At 43.1% G+C, this 19,474-nt stretch carries 15 protein-coding genes and 6 tRNA genes; 16 read left to right on the plus strand and 5 right to left on the minus strand.

Going from position 1 to position 19,474, the window contains the following annotated elements; translation table 11 throughout:
* Positions 1 to 7: 7 nt before the first annotated feature.
* Positions 8 to 1,432, minus strand: coding sequence for a DEAD/DEAH box helicase (locus ACMXYU_RS07325; protein ID WP_415900938.1), 1,425 nt, complete (start codon positions 1,430 to 1,432; stop codon positions 8 to 10).
* Positions 1,433 to 2,091: 659 nt separating this feature from the next.
* Between ACMXYU_RS07325 and ACMXYU_RS07330 the strand changes: the two genes are divergently transcribed.
* The 4 genes from ACMXYU_RS07330 to ACMXYU_RS07345 all read left to right on the plus strand — a co-directional run bounded on the left by ACMXYU_RS07330 (position 2,092) and on the right by ACMXYU_RS07345 (position 6,413).
* A complete protein-coding gene (locus tag ACMXYU_RS07330; protein ID WP_415900939.1) occupies positions 2,092 to 3,147 on the plus strand; it encodes an HD domain-containing phosphohydrolase in 1,056 nt (351 codons plus the stop codon).
* Positions 3,148 to 3,294: 147 nt separating this feature from the next.
* Positions 3,295 to 3,693, plus strand: coding sequence for a DUF2750 domain-containing protein (locus ACMXYU_RS07335; RefSeq protein ID WP_415900940.1), 399 nt, complete (start codon positions 3,295 to 3,297; stop codon positions 3,691 to 3,693).
* Between the two features lie 149 nt (positions 3,694 to 3,842).
* On the plus strand, positions 3,843 to 6,077 hold the full coding sequence (locus ACMXYU_RS07340; RefSeq protein WP_415900941.1) for a YgiQ family radical SAM protein: 2,235 nt from the start codon (positions 3,843 to 3,845) through the stop codon (positions 6,075 to 6,077).
* A gap of 153 nt (positions 6,078 to 6,230) precedes the next feature.
* Positions 6,231 to 6,413, plus strand: a complete 183-nt coding sequence (locus tag ACMXYU_RS07345) for a hypothetical protein (RefSeq protein ID WP_415900942.1) — start codon at positions 6,231 to 6,233, stop codon at positions 6,411 to 6,413.
* A gap of 41 nt (positions 6,414 to 6,454) precedes the next feature.
* Here the strand turns inward: ACMXYU_RS07345 and ACMXYU_RS07350 are convergent, their stop codons facing one another.
* The 3 genes from ACMXYU_RS07350 to ACMXYU_RS07360 form a co-directional block, all read right to left on the minus strand.
* On the minus strand, positions 6,455 to 7,078 hold the full coding sequence (locus ACMXYU_RS07350; protein ID WP_415900943.1) for a DUF5610 domain-containing protein: 624 nt from the start codon (positions 7,076 to 7,078) through the stop codon (positions 6,455 to 6,457).
* Positions 7,079 to 7,217: 139 nt separating this feature from the next.
* Positions 7,218 to 8,546: an ATP-binding protein gene (locus ACMXYU_RS07355; RefSeq protein WP_415900944.1), complete on the minus strand. Its 1,329-nt coding sequence runs from the start codon at positions 8,544 to 8,546 to the stop codon at positions 7,218 to 7,220.
* Between the two features lie 92 nt (positions 8,547 to 8,638).
* Positions 8,639 to 9,970, minus strand: a complete 1,332-nt coding sequence (locus ACMXYU_RS07360; protein WP_415900945.1) for a diguanylate cyclase domain-containing protein — start codon at positions 9,968 to 9,970, stop codon at positions 8,639 to 8,641.
* Positions 9,971 to 10,118: 148 nt separating this feature from the next.
* Between ACMXYU_RS07360 and ACMXYU_RS07365 the strand changes: the two genes are divergently transcribed.
* Both ACMXYU_RS07365 and cysS read left to right on the plus strand, forming a co-directional pair.
* A complete protein-coding gene (locus ACMXYU_RS07365; RefSeq protein ID WP_415900946.1) occupies positions 10,119 to 11,033 on the plus strand; it encodes a hypothetical protein in 915 nt (304 codons plus the stop codon).
* A 67-nt stretch (positions 11,034 to 11,100) separates the two neighbouring features.
* Positions 11,101 to 12,486 carry a cysteine--tRNA ligase gene (cysS, locus tag ACMXYU_RS07370; protein ID WP_415900947.1) on the plus strand — a complete coding sequence of 462 codons (1,386 nt, stop codon included), beginning with the start codon at positions 11,101 to 11,103 and terminating at the stop codon, positions 12,484 to 12,486.
* 61 nt (positions 12,487 to 12,547) lie between these two features.
* On the opposite strand, the gene folD is transcribed toward cysS, so the two are convergent.
* The gene (gene folD, locus ACMXYU_RS07375) at positions 12,548 to 13,402 is read right to left on the minus strand and encodes a bifunctional methylenetetrahydrofolate dehydrogenase/methenyltetrahydrofolate cyclohydrolase FolD (protein WP_415884401.1); all 855 of its coding nucleotides are present in this window, start codon (positions 13,400 to 13,402) and stop codon (positions 12,548 to 12,550) included.
* A 394-nt stretch (positions 13,403 to 13,796) separates the two neighbouring features.
* Between folD and ACMXYU_RS07380 the strand changes: the two genes are divergently transcribed.
* The 10 genes from ACMXYU_RS07380 to ACMXYU_RS07425 all read left to right on the plus strand — a co-directional run bounded on the left by ACMXYU_RS07380 (position 13,797) and on the right by ACMXYU_RS07425 (position 19,470).
* Positions 13,797 to 13,873: transfer RNA gene (locus ACMXYU_RS07380), tRNA-Arg, on the plus strand.
* Between the two features lie 22 nt (positions 13,874 to 13,895).
* Positions 13,896 to 13,971: transfer RNA gene (locus ACMXYU_RS07385), tRNA-His, on the plus strand.
* Between the two features lie 20 nt (positions 13,972 to 13,991).
* Positions 13,992 to 14,076 (plus strand) — tRNA-Leu (locus tag ACMXYU_RS07390).
* Between the two features lie 26 nt (positions 14,077 to 14,102).
* A tRNA-His gene (locus tag ACMXYU_RS07395) sits at positions 14,103 to 14,178 on the plus strand.
* 19 nt (positions 14,179 to 14,197) lie between these two features.
* Positions 14,198 to 14,282 (plus strand) — tRNA-Leu (locus tag ACMXYU_RS07400).
* Between the two features lie 62 nt (positions 14,283 to 14,344).
* Positions 14,345 to 14,429: transfer RNA gene (locus tag ACMXYU_RS07405), tRNA-Leu, on the plus strand.
* A 319-nt stretch (positions 14,430 to 14,748) separates the two neighbouring features.
* Complete coding sequence (gene tig, locus ACMXYU_RS07410) at positions 14,749 to 16,065, plus strand: trigger factor (protein ID WP_415900948.1); 1,317 nt, start codon at positions 14,749 to 14,751, stop codon at positions 16,063 to 16,065.
* Between the two features lie 184 nt (positions 16,066 to 16,249).
* Entirely contained in the window at positions 16,250 to 16,876 is a 627-nt protein-coding gene (gene clpP, locus ACMXYU_RS07415; RefSeq protein WP_415900949.1) for an ATP-dependent Clp endopeptidase proteolytic subunit ClpP, read from the plus strand.
* A gap of 122 nt (positions 16,877 to 16,998) precedes the next feature.
* Positions 16,999 to 18,288: an ATP-dependent protease ATP-binding subunit ClpX gene (gene clpX, locus ACMXYU_RS07420; protein WP_415884404.1), complete on the plus strand. Its 1,290-nt coding sequence runs from the start codon at positions 16,999 to 17,001 to the stop codon at positions 18,286 to 18,288.
* Between the two features lie 72 nt (positions 18,289 to 18,360).
* Complete coding sequence (locus tag ACMXYU_RS07425; RefSeq protein ID WP_415900950.1) at positions 18,361 to 19,470, plus strand: Hpt domain-containing protein; 1,110 nt, start codon at positions 18,361 to 18,363, stop codon at positions 19,468 to 19,470.
* Positions 19,471 to 19,474 lie beyond the last annotated feature (4 nt).

A 19,474-nucleotide genomic window follows, 5' to 3' on the forward strand; every position in this document is an offset into this window, starting at 1 on the left:
TCTTTTTCTAAGTTCGGTTACCCCAAGGGTTTGATGCTGGGCGTTTAGGTCTGCGTTTTTTGTTGTTACCTTCAGACTGTGAATTTGGCTTCTGTCCTTTAGGTTTAGCACTATTTCCTTTGCGCTTATTTGAACCTTCACTTGTCTTGTGTGATTTGTTTTTGCCCTGAGGTTTGTGCCCGCGGGAATTCTCCCCTGAGCGTTGGCCGTCACGATGACCTTTAGCTTGCTTGGGTTTGTTATTGTTATTTGATTTCTTACGAGCCGGTTTTTTGCTTAAATCTGAGGCTGGTAGAGCGTGTACCGGTTCGAAACCTTCGATGATCTCTCTATCTAATACTTTACCGATTAGACGCTCAATTGCGTGTAACTGATCAAATTCATCAGCACTTACCAGTGAAACGGCTTGACCTGTTGCGCCTGCTCGACCTGTACGGCCAATACGATGAACATAATCTTCAGGCACATTAGGTAGATCGAAATTCACTACTTGAGGCAATTGGTCAATATCAATTCCTCTTGCAGCGATATCGGTTGCAACTAGAACTCTTACAGAGCCACTCTTGAACTCAGCTAAGGCCTTGGTTCGCGCGCCTTGGCTTTTATTACCATGAATGGCAGCAGCACTGATTTTGGCAGTTTCTAGCTGACGAACTAAGCGGTTAGCACCGTGCTTAGTTCTGGAGAATACAAGCACTTGATGCCAATCATTGTCTTTGATTAATTGGCTCAGAATGTGCGATTTTTGCTTTTTATCAACTGGGCAGATCCACTGTTTAACCGTTGACGCTGTGGAATTGGCCGGGGTGACCGAAATCTCTACTGGATTAGAGACAAAGGCTTGGGCTAATTTCCTGATTTGCGGTGAAAATGTCGCTGAAAATAGAAGGTTTTGGCGTTGTGAAGGCAAAAACTTCAGGATTTTCTTAATGTCATGAATAAAGCCCATATCCAACATGCGATCAGCTTCATCTAGGACAAGAACTTCTAGTTGAGCAAATTTAACAGCACCTTGATTATGCAGATCAATTAATCGACCGGGAGTCGCTACTAAAACATCGACACCGCCTCTTAATTTGGCAATTTGTGGATTTATTTTGACGCCGCCAAAAACTACGGTCGAACGTATGGCTAAATTCTTTGAGTAGCTTTCTACACTATCGTTTACTTGAGCTGCAAGTTCTCTGGTTGGGGTAAGAATTAACGCCCTAACATGCCCGCGTTTAGCAGGTGTACCGTGGTTTAATCTCTCTAAAATCGGAAGAGTAAAGCCTGCGGTTTTACCAGTACCTGTTTGTGCGGCAGCCATGAGGTCGTGACCTTCTATGACTGCAGGGATTGCCTGCTCCTGAATAGGGGAAGGAGTTGAATACCCTTTTGCATTAATTGCATCAAGAATAGGGCTCGACAAGCCAAGTTCATTAAAGCTCATTATTTATCTCTTAAGGAAAAGCATTATTTGCGCGAAAACGTTCAGGTCGATCTTTAAAGAGCGACTTTTAACACGCAGTCATAGTGTTTGATTGGAGCTATGGGCATCACACTGAACGTTGCGAGGCCTTAGGAGATAGGGGAGAACCGTACTACATTCCTGCTCTACAGGTAGCTCGTAATGATATTTGATGCATAATTACGGCACTGGGTAATCAATATCGCGGATACTAGCATTTTGAGAGCTGCTTGGCAGCTCAAACTTGATCAGATCAAGTTTATCTGTTGATCAAGGTGCGAACCTTCATTATGTCCGCAAGTTTTCAAATTCAAAGATCTGGGTTCTAAATGAAATTTAGGCATGCAGACTGGGCCACAATTTATTGCAGGCCTCTAGATTTCTTATCCCAATACACTGTTTTTAGTGTACTTATAATTGAACGTCGCTAGACGTAAATTCAATAAATTGAATTCCATTCATTTAACATGGTTATTATGTTTTTTTAACTTTTTATTTTTTTGCCAAACGAAAGCTGAAAGCTAGACTGTGTTTGTAACCGTTTGAAATGAAATTTATTAGTTTTCCACTAATACACGGCCAATCAGCTTAACAAAGCTGGATATATGGAAATTTGTAATGTGCATTAAGGGACTAAACGCATGAACAGCTATGTTAATCATCATAAAATATTGATTTGTGATGACTCTCTTACAAACGTTTTGATACTAAGCAAGTTAATCGAAACTGAAGTCCGTAATACATCCATTACTTCCTTAACCGACCCTCGAAAAGTCTTACCTCAACTTGAACAGCAAGATTTCGATCTAATATTGTTAGATCTCGAAATGCCAGGGCTTAATGGCTTTGAAGTGTTGTATCAAATTCGTCAGCGCTGGGAGATGGATCAACTCCCTGTCATTATACTCACGGGTTCTACCGGAGCAGATCTTCGTAATAAGAGTTTATCGAATGGTGCAAATGACTTTATGAATAAGCCGTTTGATCAAGCTGAAATCTGCCTAAGAGTAAATAACACCTTAAAAATCGCAAATGCACATAAGGTACTTTCATCTGAAAAAACTAAATTAGAGTCACTGGTTCAAGATAGGACGCAAGAATTAGACAAGACAGTAGAGAATGTCATCCAATTATTAGGGATGATTGGGGAGTATAAAGACACGGAAACAGCCAAGCATGTTCTAAGGGTGGGCAAAATTAGCCAGATCCTTGCTTTGGGTGCAGGGCTGCCAGCTGACCTAGCTTATATGCTTGAAAAAGCAGCGCCCCTTCATGATATAGGTAAGGTAGGTGTGCCAGATAGAATTCTATTAAAAAAAGGTCCCCTGGATGAAGAAGAGATGAGGATCATGAAACAACACACTGCACATGGCTATAACCTATTATCTGGTAACGATGCTCTGGTTATACAATTAGCGCGAAGTATTGCAGCTACACATCATGAAAGATGGGACGGGAATGGCTATTTGCACGGCCTGAACGGCGAATCAATACCGATTGAAGGACGAATCACATCTATTGCTGACGTTTTTGATGCTTTGGTAAGTGAGAGGCCTTATAAGGAGGCTTGGTCGTATAAGGAAGCAGCAGATTACATAGTAAAAGAATCTGGTAAAGCATTTGATCCTAAGTTGATTCTGGTATTTCAACAACACTTAGACGATATCATCCATATTCAAAAAGAGTTGGCAGATTGATATCGAGTAATGGCAAACTTTTTTTTGAGAGATGATTCGGTTGTATCTAGTGAGCCTTAAATATCTTAGGATTATTACAGAGACTGTGAGGTATAATGGACCCAATATTTTGTAAGTGTGTCTGAAACACGCGTAATTGAGGCTTGTATGTCAAACGATTCACATTCTCCATCGTTAGAACAATTGCAACAATATAACGAAGAGCAGCTTTATAGCTTCTTTATAGCGGAATCTGTAACTAATGAGCAGATTTGGATTTTGACAGATGAATACGGTTGCGTGATGTTAAACACAGACGATGAAGACTGTGTGCCGGTTTGGCCGTCAGAAGAGCTAGCACAAGCTTGGGCAACTGAAGAGTGGAGCGAGTGTAAACCGGAAGCGATTAGTCTCTCTGTTTGGCATGAGCGTTGGACACCAGGTTTAGAAGAAGATGGCTTCGCAGTTGTAGTTTGTCCGTTCGAAAGCCAAGATGGCATAGTTACTTATGCCGAAGAGTTAGAGAAAGCCTTACAGAAAAAGGCTGCTAAATTAGTACGTAAATAAACTATTCTGTTTGATCTTTATAAGGCTGTAGTTTTTAGCTATAGCCTTCCTTTCATTGAATATTTTCCATATTAAGAATTTTTCACTGGGCGTATACCTACCTTTCTGGGAAAATAGACCCTAATTTCATATTCAAGTAGCCTCGTTTTATGCCTCGTTCTGCTCCTGACTTGTTTTCATACCCTAAATATTGGGCTGAATGTTATGCGCCAGCGCCTTTTCTTCCAACTTCAAGAGAAGAGATGGATGCATTAGGCTGGGATAGCTGTGATGTCATTATCGTCACCGGCGATGCTTATGTAGATCATCCTAGTTTTGGCATGGCAGTGATGGGGCGTGTACTTGAAGCACAAGGCTTTAGGGTAGGTATCATCAGTCAACCTGATTGGACCAGTGCTGATGCCTTTAAAGAGCTAGGCCAACCAAATCTCTATTTTGGTATCACGGCTGGTAACATGGACTCTTTGATCAACCGCTATACCGCCGATAAACGTACGCGTCATGATGATGCTTATACGGCTGGTGGCATGGGCGGTAAAAGGCCGGATCGTGCGGTTATTGTGTACAGCCAGCGTTGCAAAGAGGCTTATCGTGAGACGCCTGTAGTGCTTGGCGGTATTGAGGCAAGTCTTCGTCGAATTGCTCAATATGATTACTGGAGCGATAAAGTTCGTCGTTCGGTTTTACTGGATGCGACAGCCGATATATTGCTTTACGGTAATGCGGAGAGAGCTATTGTTGAGCTTACGCACCGTTTAGCTAATGGCGAAACCATTGAAGAAATTCAAGATCTTCGAGGGACGGCGATCCTAAAAACAGCGTTACCTGCTGATTATATTGAGGTTGATTCAACCCGTATTGATTGGCCGGGATACATCGATCAGCTACCAAATCCTTATGAATATACGGATGCGGCTACCTGCGATAAAAAAGACGCGTCTAGGGCCGATGAACCTCAACCTCTGCGAGTTATTCCTGCGCCGCTAAAAGGTAAAGAGAAGCTACCTGACGAAACCTACATTCGCTTACCTTCTTTTGAAAAAGTCTCTAAAGATCCGGCTTTGTATGCTCATGCATCACGTGTTTTGCATCAAGAAGCAAACCCGCACAATGCGCGCGCTTTGGTGCAAAAGCATGGTCATCGAGAGTTATGGGTTAACCCGCCGCCAATCCCTTTAGAAACGGCAGAAATGGATAAGGTGTTTGGCTTGCCTTATCAGCGAATTCCGCACCCACGTTATGGGAACCAAAAAATTCCTGCATTCGATATGATCAAGTTTTCGATCAATATCATGCGCGGTTGTTTTGGTGGCTGTACCTTCTGTTCTATCACTGAGCATGAAGGCCGTATCATTCAGAGCCGCTCCCATGAATCGGTTATCAATGAGATCGAGGATATCAAAGAGAAAGTACCGGGTTTCACTGGTGCTATCTCTGATTTAGGTGGCCCAACATCAAACATGTACCACCTGAATTGTAACGATCCAGATATTCAGGCTTCTTGTCGTAAGCTTTCGTGCGTCTATCCAACCATCTGTAAGAACCTGAATACCGATCATAGCCCTACGACTGAGTTATATCGCAAGGCGCGTAAGGTAGAGGGTGTACATACCGTTTCGATCTCTTCTGGTTTGCGTTATGACCTAGCTGTAGAAGACCCAGAGTACGTAAAAGAGCTTGTGACTTATCACGTAGGTGGTTACCTCAAGATTGCGCCTGAGCACAGTGAGGATGGCACACTATCTAAAATGATGAAGCCAGGCATGGGAACTTACGATGCATTCAAAAAGATGTTTGATCGTTTCTCCCGTGAGGCGGGTAAAAAGCAATACTTAATTCCTTATTTCATAGCGGCTCATCCGGGCTGCGAAGATGAGGATATGGTTAACCTTGCTCGTTGGCTGAAGAAGAATGAGTTCAAAGTAGATCAGGTACAAACCTTCTATCCATCACCAATGTCCTTGGCGACGGCGATGTATCATTCGGATAAAAACCCACTTAAAAAAGTGACCTACAAGAGTGAAAAGCTCTACACACCTAAGAACACTGAACAGCGTAAAGTTCAGAAAGCATTGCTTCGATACCATGATCCTGATAACTGGCCACTATTACGTCAGGTGCTGCCGAAAATGGGGCACAGTGATCTAATTGGTGAGCGCGACTCATGTTTGATCCCTGAGGAAGAGAAGAGCTCTAACTCCAATCGCAGAGGTACTACTAAAAAGCCTGCGGTGAAATCAAAAGCGGCGAGTAAGCACAAGAATGCGAGTAGTAGACGACAAGATTCAAAAGCAGGTAAGTCCTTTGCTAATCCAGCTAAGAAGCGTGTAGGGGGTAAACCGAGTGGTAAGAAGCAAAGAATGAAGAGCGTAAAGCCACGCTAACTTCTGAATTTGTCATCTAAATGCACTAATAGTAGTTTTAAATGTCAAAATTGTGCTGTTGTATAGCAGGAGCATTGCTAGAATAGCAGTAAGGTTTAGCTGAAATTTCATGCTAAGTTGCCTAAATGTAGAACGTCTTGAGGAGGGTTGGTCATGACTAGCGATAAAATACACCCTAAATTTACCGAAGCGATGGAAAAGCTCACTCAGATGAGTGAGGAAGAGAGACTGTCTGAGGAGAATAAAGAGCTTTTTGAACAAGCGATGAATTATGCGCCTTTAGATATTCAGCCCAAATTAGCCGCTATTCGTAAAAAATATGACGAACTGCATTAATTGAGAAGAACACATAAAAAATGTCGCTTAGGCGGCATTTTTTATGTCAGTAATTTATCTAGCAGCTCATCATCGATAAACTCATCTGCTGCTTGGATATTGGAGGTAAACTCTTCATCCTCAACAGAATCAAAACAGAAACCGAAGCTATGAATAAAGGTTTCAATCCCTTCTAAGCAATACTCTCGGTAAAGGTCGACTTGTTCATTGAGTTCATCATCGTCGCTAATTGCTACCTCTTCCAGTTGCTCAACAGCCGTTAATGCTCCCCGATTAATTGATTCATTTATCAAGTTAATAAAGCGGTCTAATGATTGCTCTTCACTTAACTCAGGTAGTGCGTTGCGAAATAGGGGGAATTGCTGAGTTATATATTCAAGAGTAGCTGTGGCATATTCCTGCGGGGCTACATTGCCTGAAGGGGCAGGATTAGATCCCATAAAAGTATTGCCTGTTTCATTTTTTAGCTCATGGCCTAGTAGCATGATGACTTCTTCATAAACCTGAGCCAGAGGCGGAGACAAAGTAAGATCGGTGAAACTTGCGCTGACGTTAGAATATGTCTCTGGATAAGGTTGAAAACTGGTTTGGTAAACCTGTTTGTTGATGTCTTGTAGTTGAGGGTCATTCTGCGGCGGTTTGTTTTTGGTCGATGACACTTGCATAAGTTTTCCGTCCGTTTTTTTAATTTCTCCTTACATATAAGTATTGGACATCGTTTCTAAATGTGACTGATTTTTATTCAATCTAAACGGTCGTTTTGAAAAAAGATTTCAGCATGAAAATAATTGGATATGAAAACTGTTAAATGTAGTAAGTGTCATCTTCTGCCGTGAGCGCATAAGGGGAAGTGCTGGGAAGTGTAATATGTAATTCAAATCCTCCATCATCAGGAGATTGAAGTTCCAAACTGCCACCTAATACACCCGTGACTAAGTTGAATATTATATAGAGCCCTAGACCGTTGCCACCTTGACCAAATTTAGTGGTGAAAAAGGGATCAAAGACTTTGGCAACATTTTTAGTTGGAATGCCACAGCCAGTATCACTGAATATTAGTGTTATAGTCTTATCGCAGAGTTGGGCACAGATTTTAATTTTCCCCGTTTGTTGGTCGTCAAATGCATGCATTCGGGTATTGTTGATCAGATTGTCAAAGATCTGTTGTATAGGTGCAGCAAAGCTATTCATAGGAATATCATGGGGTATTAGATTCTCCACAATAATATTTGATCTGGCGAGAGTTTGAGTTTGCCGATTTAACACCTCCTCAACTAATGCTCTTAAATCAAGTTGGCTTCGATCGTATTGATTGTCATTAGTTGATATTTGTTGGCAGCTTAAAATCAGCTCGGCAGTTTTTGCGGTACTTTTTTCTATTAAATCAGTAGATTCGAGAACGTTACTTAAAAAACTCTCCAAGGCTGATTTAGTCATTTCACCAGAATTAAGCTGATCTTGGATTCTACTAGTATCTGCTCTTAAGGCTGTGCTGATTGTACGAATATTGCCAATGGGTGTGTTTAGTTCATGAGAAATGCCTGCGACTAATTTGCCCAGAGAAGCTAGCTTTTGCGTATTAGCCAGTTTTAGCATGGTGGCTTTGAGCTCTTCATTGGCTTCTTCGAGCTTTTGCGAGTGGTCGGAGAGGGCGTCGTTTAGTTGCTTGACCTCCGCTTCAGCCTCCATTCTTTGGGTTATATCAATTAAAGATTCAATAGCGCCAACTATATTTCCATCTTCATCGTATAGTCGTTTTGCCGTGAAATAGAGCCATCTATCAATATTACTGCCCAGTTTGGGGAAGAAGCTTTCAACTTCATAAGCATCTTCTATAAACGGAGATTTTCGATGAAGGCCAGGATAAAACTGCTCAAGCTGCTCTTTGTCATCATCTAAAACTACATCAGCCAATATAGGACGAGGTGCAGGATAAAAGGTTTTCCATTGATCTTTTGTTCCAAGAACAGCCTTGGCAGGAATGCCAAAGACTTTTTCGCAGGCTTTATTCCAAATGATGACCCTGTGATCATTATCGATCACAATAATTGGTTGAGGGTAAGTATGCACAATCTCATCGAGTAGCTTCTGCTCATGAGCACTACAAGGATTGCCTGAATCAGGACAAGGCATACCTAAATTCCAAAATTTTGGTCATAGTGTAGTTTTAGACCTGATGTGGAATCTTTTCAAAATAACTTACGGTTTAAAGAGAGAATTGAACACTATTTATAAAGGTAATAGCCGTTACCACCAAGAAACTTAGCGGCATACATCGCTTTATCGGCGTTACCAATGAGTTTCCCGCCGTCCTTGCCGTGGTCTGGGAACACTGCAATACCGGCACTAGCACCGATACATACTTCAATATCATCTATCATCATTGGCTGTCTTAAAGACGCAATGATTTTTTGCGATACAAGTACAGCGCTTTCAATTGAGGCTGTATCCTCTAATAAAACTGCGAACTCATCCCCTCCTTGACGAGAGACAGTATCAACTTTGCGTACTGCAGTATTAAGGCGTTGGGAGGCGATGGTCAGTACTTTATCGCCAAAAGGGTGGCCATATTTATCGTTGAGGGGTTTGAACTCGTTAAGATCGAGATAGATAACAGCACATAGTGTTTTGTTTCTTTGTGCGTGCTGTACGGCACAGGTTACTCTATCCAAAAACAGCGCGCGATTAGCTAAACCTGTAAGAGGATCGTGAAAAGCTAGGAATTCGAGTTTTTCTTGAGCCTGTTTCTGCTCTGTATTATCCAAGAATTGGCCAATATAGTGGGTTCTTTGGCCTTCCTGATTTAGCACAACGGAGATTTTGATTTTCTCGCTGAATAGCTGGCCGTCTTTTTTGCGGCTCCAGGTTTCACCTTCCCAATAGCCTTTATATTGCAAATTGCTATTGATGCTTTCCATAAATTCAGGTGCTAACCAAGTTGCATTGATTATGCTGCCAGGTTGGTTAAGAACCTCTTGCTCGTTATAACCGGTCAGTCTCACAAACGCTGGGTTAACTAAGGTAATATTGAAGTCGGTATCAGCGATGACAACCGCTTCATTACTCTGCTGAATCGCATTTTCAGCGAGCTTGCAGATAGAAAGTTGGTCTGTGGTAGGCTGAACGGATCGTTTCATTAATCCAACAATGCCACTGACCTTGCCGTGTTTGTCTTTGAGTGGCGCTTTGCTTAACCAATAACTGTGCTGACAATCCGGGTTAAGGCGCAGTCCTTCTAATTCGACATGTGTTTGTGATAAAAACACTTGAGCATCAGAATCAACCAGTTGAGCATGAAGGTGTTTAGGGAAAAGTTGTCGATCTGTTTTGCCTTTAATGCATTTTGCAGGCATATCGAGTAGCTCAGCATAGGCATCATTTACATAGAGATACTCAGCTCGACGATTTTTGATCCAAGCAGGGTGAGGAAGAGCAGAAAGGATTGAAAGCTGTTGCGATGCAATTTGGCTTCCCTCCGCCACAGGGGTACTCATAGGAGTATTGGGTGGTGTTAAGGAAGGGCCAAGATCCTGCTGGCCAAATTGATCGTTATCCATTTCTGGTACATCCTGTTTAATTTTTCTACTTATTGTCGAATCCTTACAGTTTTTATACCAAAGGTCTAGTCATATACAGTGTGACTATATTTTTCTGTAGTGATGCCACACTTAATTTGGGTTATCTCTTGAGGTTTAGGTCCATAAAATGAAGTTATTAGCAGTGATTTTACTTTCGTTCTTCCTTTGGGGCTGCGGTCAGCAGCAAGTGGTAGAAAAAGCGAATGCTTCGAAAGCGAAAGGTTGGGATGGTGTTATAGAGAATTACACGGTATGGCCCGATCGTGTGCAAGAAACATCAGGCCTCGCTTCTCAGGGGGAATTGCTCTGGACCATTAATGATAGTGGTGATGGGCCTTATCTTTATGCTCTGGATGCGCAGCACAACATTGTCAAAGTAATCAAAGTAGGGAATGCAAAAAATATCGATTGGGAAGAACTTGCACAAGATGAGTCTTTTCTCTACATAGCGGACTGCGGTAATAATCGCGGCAGGCGTATTGAACTGCAGATTTATAAAGTTGCTTGGAAGGACTTAGAGTCTACTAGAGCGGGAGGTATTGTCTCTCCTGATATATTGAAATTTCACTATGCTGATCGTCCAGCGAAAGTTGCTCCGAAAAGTCATAACTTAGATTGTGAAGCGCTAACAGTGGTCAACGACGAGCTATGGCTTTTCACTAAGAATAGAGAAAACGAACAAACCCATCTTTATAAACTCGATAAAAGTAAAGCAGCGCAATCTGTAACATTGACTGAGCGCTTTGATGTTAAAGGTTTGGTGACGGCTGCTGACTACGACCCTGTTACTAAAAGGTTGGCTTTATTGGGCTATGCCAAGCAGAAGATTTTCGGACATTCTTTTCTGTGGGTCGTACCTGTGACTGATGCTCCGAATTGGGAGGAGGCGCGCAGAACTTATATACAGCCTTATGCTCAATGGGAGGCGTTGGTTTGGGATCGAGAGAAGGCTGGGCGTTTAGTGCTGAGTACTGAGAAAAGCCTTTTATTGGATGTGGGTGTGGGGGAGCTAAATTTAACTGTCCCTACCGAGTTTCCTTAGCCGCAGAGTGCTAATTCATTTATACTAGCGGCCCTTTTTATTTTTCGAAATTATAAAGTTACGAGTTATGCTTCAAATATATAACACCCTCACTAAAGAAAAAGCTCCGTTTAAGCCACTAGAAGAAGGCAAAATCAAAATGTACGTTTGCGGAGTGACCGTTTATGACTTGTGTCATATTGGTCATGCACGTGTGATGGTTGCATTTGATGTTATTACTCGTTTCCTTCGCTCACAGGGTTGGGATGTGGACTATGTGCGAAACATCACAGACGTAGATGACAAGATCATCAAGCGTGCAGCTGAAAACGATGAAACGCCTGATCAGCTTACTGAGCGTATGATTGCTGCGATGCATGAAGATGAGGCGAAACTTGCTGTTCTTCGCCCTACGCAAGAGCCAAGAGCGACTGCGCATATCGGAGATATCATCTCTCTAGTTGAAACACTGGTAGAGAAAGGTTTTGCTTATCCTGCATCTAATGGCGATGTTTACTTCCGTGTAGAGCGTTTTGAAGAGTACGGTCGACTAACCAATAAAAATGTTGATGAACTGCGTTCTGGTGCCCGTGTTGAAGTAGATGAAGCTAAAGAAAGCCCGTTGGATTTCGTTTTGTGGAAATCTGCGAAAGAGGGCGAGGTGAGCTGGGATTCTCCTTGGGGTCTAGGTCGTCCAGGTTGGCATATTGAATGTTCAGCTATGTCTAAATGCTGCCTTGGCCCTACATTTGATATTCATGGCGGTGGTCCAGATCTACCATTCCCACACCATGAAAACGAGATTGCACAATCTGAAGCTGCAAACGGTTGTACTTATGTAAATACGTGGATGCACGCAGGTCCTGTACGCGTGAATTCTGAGAAGATGTCTAAATCTTTAGGTAACTTCTTCACGATTCGTGATGTGCTGGAAAAATACAACGCTGAAGTTGTTCGTTTCTTCCTAGCGCGTGTTCATTACCGTACGTATATCGATTACAGCGAAGATAGCTTAAAAGAAGCGCGTGTGATGTTAGAGCGTTTCTATCAAGCGCTGCGTGGTGTGGAAATTTCTAATGAAGCACCAGTAAATGATTTTGATGCGCGTTTCATTGAAGCGATGAATGATGACTTCAACACACCAAAAGCAATCTCAGTTCTGTTTGAGCTTGTGAATGAGTTGAACAAAGCTACACGTGAAAACTCACCAGAGGCAGGTAAACTTGCCGGTCAATTGGTGCGCCTAGGTTCTATTCTTGGTTTACTGCAGCAAGATGCTGATGCCTTCTTGAAAGGCGAAGACAAAGAGGGCGAGCTTAGTTCTGCTGAAATCGAAGCGTTGATTGTTCAGCGTGCGGAAGCGAAGAAAGCGAAAAACTTCGCAGAGTCTGATCGTATTCGTGATGAGTTGGCAGAGCAGGGCATTATTCTAAAAGATAGCCGCGAAGGTACGACTTGGTTCAGGGAAGCCTGAGCCGGTTACTTTCGGAAATAAAAAAGGCAGCCTAGGCTGCCTTTTTTATTGAGTAACAAACTTAAGCGTCTTGCTTGTTTGCTGCTTCTAATGTGTTTTCCATTAGCGTAGCCACAGTCATTGGGCCTACACCGCCTGGAACTGGGGTGATAAAGCCGGCTTTCTCTGCAGCAGCTTCATAGCCCACATCGCCGACTAGGCGACCATCTTCAAGGCGGTTGATGCCTACATCGATTACAGTAGCGCCTTCTTTGATCCACTCACCTTTCACAAGGCCTGGAATACCAACACCGACGACTACAAGATCTGCACGGCGAACGTGCGCTTCAAGATCTTTAGTGAAGCGGTGAGTTGTGGTTACTGTGCAACCTGCCAAAAGCAGTTCTAGTGTCATAGGGCGACCAACGATGTTAGATGCACCAACGACAACTGCTTCCATACCATGTAGATCTTGACCTGTAGATTCAAGTAGCGTCATAACGCCTTTTGGAGTACAAGGGCGAAGAACAGGCATGCGCTGAGCTAGACGACCTAAATTGAAAGCGTGGAATCCATCAACATCCTTTTCTGGGCGGATGCGTTCAAGGATCTCATTGCCATCTAGATGTTCTGGTAGAGGAAGCTGTACCAAAATGCCGTTAACTGAATCGTCTTGGTTTAGTTCATCAACAAGATTCAGTAATTCCTCTTGGGTCGTTTCTGCAGGTAGGTCAAAAGAGCGGGATTCAAATCCTACATCCTGACAAGCGTTCTTCTTATTGCGAACATAAACCTGAGAAGCTGGGTCCATACCTACAAGTAGTACTGCTAGGCAAGGAGCTTTTTTACCGTCGTTGATTCGCTGCTGAACACCTTCAGCAACCTGACGGCGAACATCTGCGGCAATTTGCTTGCCATCAATAATCTGTGCGCTCATTTAAAGGGAGGGTCCTTTATTAAGTTTTATCTGGGGTGAATTCTCTCATGGTTGAGTATTTCGTCCAAGCGCCTTTTGTTAATTAGCTATATAAGTAGGTAGAAGTAATTGAGATCTAAGAGGGTAGGCGTACATTTACTTCGAAAAAGGTGAAAGTGATGGCTAGAGCATCAATCGGATCGATTTGATAGCCAAAAATGGGATAACTGCTTGATAAATAGCCAATTATTGGTTGTTAGATGATCAATCTAAAACTTTTGAAATAAAAGATAAAAAAAGTGTTGACGGAAAAATTTAGGGTGTATATTATGCGCACCTCCTCAAGACGAGGCGGCCAAAACAAAGCGCTAGACGCTAGTTAAGGCCAAAGTCTGAGGTCTGACAAATGAGTCGGGCGCCTATAGCTCAACTGGATAGAGCAACGCCCTTCTAAGGCGTAGGTTCCAGGTTCGAGTCCTGGTGGGCGTGCCATTTGTTAGAAAGAGATTTGATGGTGGATATAGCTCAGTTGGTAGAGCTCCGGATTGTGATTCCGGCGGTCGTGGGTTCGAGCCCCATTATCCACCCCATTGAATCTCTTGTGTAGTCTGCGGACGTGGTGGAATTGGTAGACACGCCAGATTTAGGTTCTGGTGCCGCGAGGTGTGAGAGTTCGAGTCTCTCCGTCCGCACCATGTACTACACAAAAACGATCGTTATGGTGGGTATAGCTCAGTTGGTAGAGCTCCGGATTGTGATTCCGGCGGTCGTGGGTTCGAGCCCCATTATCCACCCCATTAACGATACACATAGATTGCGGACGTGGTGGAATTGGTAGACACGCCAGATTTAGGTTCTGGTGCCGCGAGGTGTGAGAGTTCGAGTCTCTCCGTCCGCACCATTTACAACGAAGTGTTGTTTTGGTGTAATCAGTTTCAAGCTATGTGTAAAAAAGATCTATCTGCGGACGTGGTGGAATTGGTAGACACGCCAGATTTAGGTTCTGGTGCCGCGAGGTGTGAGAGTTCGAGTCTCTCCGTCCGCACCATTGATTGATCTTTATTCCTTCTTATCTTAAAAGCTGCTTCTGGCTTATAAATACCTTAATTTCATTTTTCTTTGTGCTTTTCTGCTTATAAAAGCCATTTCTAGCTTATTTTTTGATCTGAGTGATCTATCTAATAATAATTTTCATTTCTTATACGTTATTTTGCTTACTAAACTTGACTAATTAAGCTGCTTGCCGGAGAATTTCGCGCTTTGATTTTGCTCGAAATTTACGAGCGGCTGTGCAGATCAAGCAGCGTTAGCAATACGTCGGTCTGTTGAAGATTATTGATTCAAGCATTTTATTTGTGAGGCATTACATGCAAGTTTCCGTTGAAACGACTTCTGGCCTAGAGCGCCTGTTGAAGGTTTCCGTACCAGCAGAGCGCATCGATCAGGATGTTAACAAGCGTATCCAGCAGACTGCACGTACAGTACGTATCGACGGCTTCCGTCCTGGTAAAGTACCTGTAAAAGTTGTTAAGCAGCGTTACGGTAAAGGTATTCGTGAAGAAGTTCTTGGCCAAGTGGTTCAGGAAAGCTTCTACCAAGCGCTTCAGCAGGAAGAGATCAACCCAGCTGGCACGCCTGCAATCGAATTCACAAAAGATGTTGAAGGTGAAAACCTTGAATACACTGCTAAATTCGAAGTTTACCCAGAGATCGCTCTGGCTGATTTCTCTAAAGTAGAGATCGAAAAGAAAGCAGCTGAAGTAAACGATGCTGATCTTGATCAGATGATTGAAACGCTACGTAAGCAGCAAGCTGAGTGGAACGAAGTTGAGCGCGCAGCAGCTGAAGGCGATCGCGTACGCATCGATTTTGAAGGTTTCATCGACGGTGAAGCATTCGACGGTGGTAAAGGCGAAGGCATGGATCTTGTTCTAGGTTCTAACTCAATGATTCCTGGTTTCGAAGACGGCCTAGCGGGCGCTACTGCAGGTGCAGACGTTGAACTAAACGTTACGTTCCCAGAAGAATACCAAGCTGAAAACCTTCAAGGTAAAGACGCTGTATTCAAAGTAAGAGTACACACTGTTTCTGAGCAAGTTCTTGCTGAACTAAACGAAGAGTTCTTCGAGAAGTTTGGTCTAGAAGAGAAGACAGAAGAAGCTTTCCGCGCTGAAGTTCAGAAGAACATGGAGCGTGAGCTTAAGCAGGCTCTTAAAATGAAACTTAAAGATGCTGTATTCACTCAGCTTCTAGAAGTTAACCCAATCGAAGTACCAGCTGCACTAATCGATGGCGAAATCGACAACCTACGTCGTCAAGCTGTAATGCAGTTTGCGGGTCCAGATTCTGATATGGATCCAAACATGCTTCCAAAAGAAATGTTTGCTGATCAGGCGGACCGTCGCGTTAAGATCGGTCTTCTTATGCAAGAAGTGATCAAAGTAAATGAACTAGAAGCTGACGAAGCTCGTGTTAAAGAAACACTAGAAGAGATGGCTGAAACTTACCAAGATCCTCAGCAAGTTATCGATTGGTACATGGGTAACGAAGAGATGCTAGGTCAGATCAAAGGTCTAGTTCTTGAAGAGCAGGTTGTAGATAACCTACTTGAAGCTGCTACAGTAACAGACGTTACTGTTAGCTACGAAGATGCAATTAAGCCAGAGCAGGGTGCTGCAGCTTAATTAACGCTCTTCTGACGTAAAAGTCACTACTGTAAAAGCGACAGTTAGCGAAAGCTGGCTGTCGTTTTTTTGTTTTTAGCGCATGATAAATGCAGTGTTGTTGGTTAAAGCTATTGCCTGAATTAATCAACGTAGTATTATCGAGTGCTTGTGTTTAGGTTATTTCCGTTTTAAGGAGTGATACATGGCGGATTTTGGTAAAGGTGGCTCAGATATTTTGAGTAGTCTAGTGCCTATGGTAGTAGAGCAGTCGGCTCGTGGTGAGCGTGCATACGATATCTACTCCCGTCTGTTAAAAGAGCGTGTGATCTTTCTTGTAGGTCCTGTAGAAGATCATATGGCTAATCTGGTTGTTGCGCAGTTGCTGTTCCTAGAAGCGGAGAACCCGGATAAGGATATTCATCTCTATATTAATTCCCCGGGTGGATCTGTAACTGCTGGTATGTCTATCTATGACACTATGCAGTTCATCAAGCCAGACGTGAGCACAATGTGTTTGGGTCAGGCAGCGAGTATGGGTGCATTCCTATTAGCCGGTGGCGCTGTAGGTAAGCGTTTTGCGTTACCTAACTCTCGTGTAATGATTCATCAGCCGCTAGGTGGATACCAAGGTCAGGCGACTGATATTGAAATTCATACCAAAGAGATTTTGAGTATTCGTCATAAATTGAATACATTGTTAGCAGAGCATACAGGTCAAGATCTAGAAACGATCTCTCGTGATACAGATCGTGATAACTTCATGGACCCTTACGCTGCTAAAGAATACGGTTTAATTGACGAAGTGCTTGATCGTCGTAACACTGATTAAGCCTGAGTAGAAATTGTTACTATAATCATAAGATTCACCCTGTTTGTTTGTATAAGGGTTGAAATGTGAAACAGAGTAGCAATATAGGGTATAGCCCTGATAAAGAATTATGAGGAAGTCGAATGACCGACGAAATCAAAGGTAAAGATGGCGATGACAGCGGTAAGTTGCTGTACTGCTCATTCTGCGGCAAAAGCCAGGATGAAGTACGTAAGCTAATTGCTGGTCCGTCCGTTTTTATCTGTGACGAATGTGTTGATCTATGTAACGACATCATTCGTGAAGAAATACAAGAAGCAGAGCCTCAGGAAGAGAGCGATCACCTGCCGACTCCAGAAGAGCTAAGTGCAGCTCTGGATGAATATGTTATTGGCCAAGATCGCGCTAAGAAAGTACTTGCTGTAGCGGTATACAACCATTACAAGCGTCTACGCTTCCAAAAGAGCAGCAATTCAGACGTTGAGCTAGGCAAAAGTAATATTCTGCTTATCGGCCCTACGGGTAGTGGTAAGACCCTGCTTGCTCAGACGCTAGCACGCCTATTGAATGTGCCATTCACTATTGCTGATGCGACTACGCTAACTGAAGCAGGTTACGTAGGTGAAGATGTAGAAAACATCATTCAAAAGCTTCTGCAGAAGTGTGATTACGATGTAGAGAAAGCTCAGCTTGGTATTGTCTACATTGATGAGATCGATAAGATTTCACGGAAGTCAGATAACCCATCCATTACGCGTGACGTATCGGGTGAGGGTGTACAGCAGGCTTTGCTTAAGCTGATAGAAGGTACGGTTGCTTCTGTTCCTCCACAAGGTGGTCGTAAGCATCCTCAGCAAGAGTTTTTGCAGGTAGACACGTCTAATATCCTGTTTATCTGTGGTGGTGCATTTGCTGGCCTAGAGCAGATTATTCGTGATCGTTCAGAGAAAGGTTCTATCGGATTCAGCGCTGTTGTTAAGAGCAAAGATGAAGAGAAAACGGTTTCTGACAGCCTTCGTGAACTAGAAGCAGAAGATCTGGTTAAATACGGTCTGATTCCTGAGTTTGTAGGTCGTCTACCAATGGTAGCAACACTTGCTGAACTGGATGAAGAAGCGTTGATTCAGATTCTGACTGAGCCTAAGAACAGTTTGACTAAGCAGTATGCTGCACTGTTCGATATGGAAGGTGCTGAAGTTGATTTCCGTGAAGCTGCTTTAAAGGCGGTTGCACGTAAAGCGCTTGAGCGTAAAACAGGCGCACGTGGTTTGCGTTCTATTATGGAAGCGACATTGCTAGATATTATGTATCAGCTGCCTTCTATGGAGAATGTAAGTAAGGTTGTGATCGATGAGGGCGTTATCGAGGGTGATAACGATCCTATTCTCATTTATGAGAACACAGATCAACCTAAAGCGATGCCGGACGAATAAGCATTCCAGAATGTGTTATAAAAAAGGATAGCTTTGCTATCCTTTTTTTGTGGCTAATTGAAATGGTGAAGAATGTCGGACGCAAATGATCAAGGATTTCAGCAGCTGAGTGATGAGCTGAAAACGGAGTTCTACTCTAGCTTCAAGGAAGCTATGGAGGAATTGGATCACTGTTTTAGTTCCTTAAACTGTAATTTCGACCCTGAAATTGTGAATCAAATGTTTAGGGCGGTGCATTCAGTTAAAGGCAACTGTCATATGGTGTTTCTCGATAGTATTGCTGACGTTTGCCATAGACTCGAAGATTTGGTTGATCAATTCAGAAAAGCACAGCTTCCCTATACGCCTATACAGGGTGAGTTTATCGCTTTTGTTTTTACCCGTCTGGAGCAATTGGTCGCAGATAGAATCAGTGGTCGTGATGTGAGTCCGGCCGATATTGAGCTTCTAGAAAAGGGTGTAATGCAGGTTTATCAGTCTGGCCAATCATCACGCGACAAAGTGGCTCAAGCAACCTTAGAAAGCTTCTCAGGCATACTTACAGCCACAAAGAGTATAAATGAGAGTGTGTTGGATAAGCTTGAGGCGCAAGAGCAGCTAAAAGACTTTGATGACCTCGCTTTCATGGGCCAGGTCGCAAAAATTCTCCAGTCAAAATCTATCCAGCACCAAGGCGATCTCTCTAAGCTAATTGCAATAGGTTGTATGCTCAATCAACAATTGTCTCATCCTGAAATTGAGGAGCAATTGTTGGCTGCGTTCAACTTTCAGAATTTAGGAAGCAAATTTGTCCCGTCGCCTGTATTTGATATCGGCCTTGAATCGGCTGAATGGGAAAAAGCCAAAGCGAGAGAGCAGGTTGAGTTATCAGCTGGCTTTCTAAAGCTAGGCGGTAAATGGCTAGCCGCTTCAAAACTGATTGAATGTAGTTTTGAGCGCTATGATGGCCGAGGACCGTTTGGTCTAAAAGGAGATGATATTCCAGCGGGGAGTATGATTCTCTCAATGCTGAAGTTCTATCAGCAAAATTATCTGCGCTTAAGGAAGGATCATAAGCAAAAAATCGCGGTCGCGAAAACGCTTAGCCGTATGAACAGTGAAAGCGGCTATCGCTTTAACCCAGCGTTCGTGGAGATGCTAACGCAGATAGGTCATGCAGAGCCAGATAGATTGACGTTATGATCTA

Source organism: Neptuniibacter sp. QD48_11, from assembly GCF_047778095.1.
Classification (GTDB): Bacteria; Pseudomonadota; Gammaproteobacteria; order Pseudomonadales; family Balneatricaceae; genus Neptuniibacter.

Coding starts and splice junctions, on each gene's coding strand:
- ACMXYU_RS07325 (WP_415900938.1), bottom strand. CDS start 1,432: ATGAGCTTTAATGAACTTGGCTTGTCGAGCCCTATTCTTGATGCAATT.
- ACMXYU_RS07330 (WP_415900939.1), top strand. CDS start 2,092: ATGAACAGCTATGTTAATCATCATAAAATATTGATTTGTGATGACTCT.
- ACMXYU_RS07335 (WP_415900940.1), top strand. CDS start 3,295: ATGTCAAACGATTCACATTCTCCATCGTTAGAACAATTGCAACAATAT.
- ACMXYU_RS07340 (WP_415900941.1), top strand. CDS start 3,843: ATGCCTCGTTCTGCTCCTGACTTGTTTTCATACCCTAAATATTGGGCT.
- ACMXYU_RS07345 (WP_415900942.1), top strand. CDS start 6,231: ATGACTAGCGATAAAATACACCCTAAATTTACCGAAGCGATGGAAAAG.
- ACMXYU_RS07350 (WP_415900943.1), bottom strand. CDS start 7,078: ATGCAAGTGTCATCGACCAAAAACAAACCGCCGCAGAATGACCCTCAA.
- ACMXYU_RS07355 (WP_415900944.1), bottom strand. CDS start 8,546: ATGCCTTGTCCTGATTCAGGCAATCCTTGTAGTGCTCATGAGCAGAAG.
- ACMXYU_RS07360 (WP_415900945.1), bottom strand. CDS start 9,970: ATGGATAACGATCAATTTGGCCAGCAGGATCTTGGCCCTTCCTTAACA.
- ACMXYU_RS07365 (WP_415900946.1), top strand. CDS start 10,119: ATGAAGTTATTAGCAGTGATTTTACTTTCGTTCTTCCTTTGGGGCTGC.
- cysS (WP_415900947.1), top strand. CDS start 11,101: ATGCTTCAAATATATAACACCCTCACTAAAGAAAAAGCTCCGTTTAAG.
- folD (WP_415884401.1), bottom strand. CDS start 13,402: ATGAGCGCACAGATTATTGATGGCAAGCAAATTGCCGCAGATGTTCGC.
- tig (WP_415900948.1), top strand. CDS start 14,749: ATGCAAGTTTCCGTTGAAACGACTTCTGGCCTAGAGCGCCTGTTGAAG.
- clpP (WP_415900949.1), top strand. CDS start 16,250: ATGGCGGATTTTGGTAAAGGTGGCTCAGATATTTTGAGTAGTCTAGTG.
- clpX (WP_415884404.1), top strand. CDS start 16,999: ATGACCGACGAAATCAAAGGTAAAGATGGCGATGACAGCGGTAAGTTG.
- ACMXYU_RS07425 (WP_415900950.1), top strand. CDS start 18,361: ATGTCGGACGCAAATGATCAAGGATTTCAGCAGCTGAGTGATGAGCTG.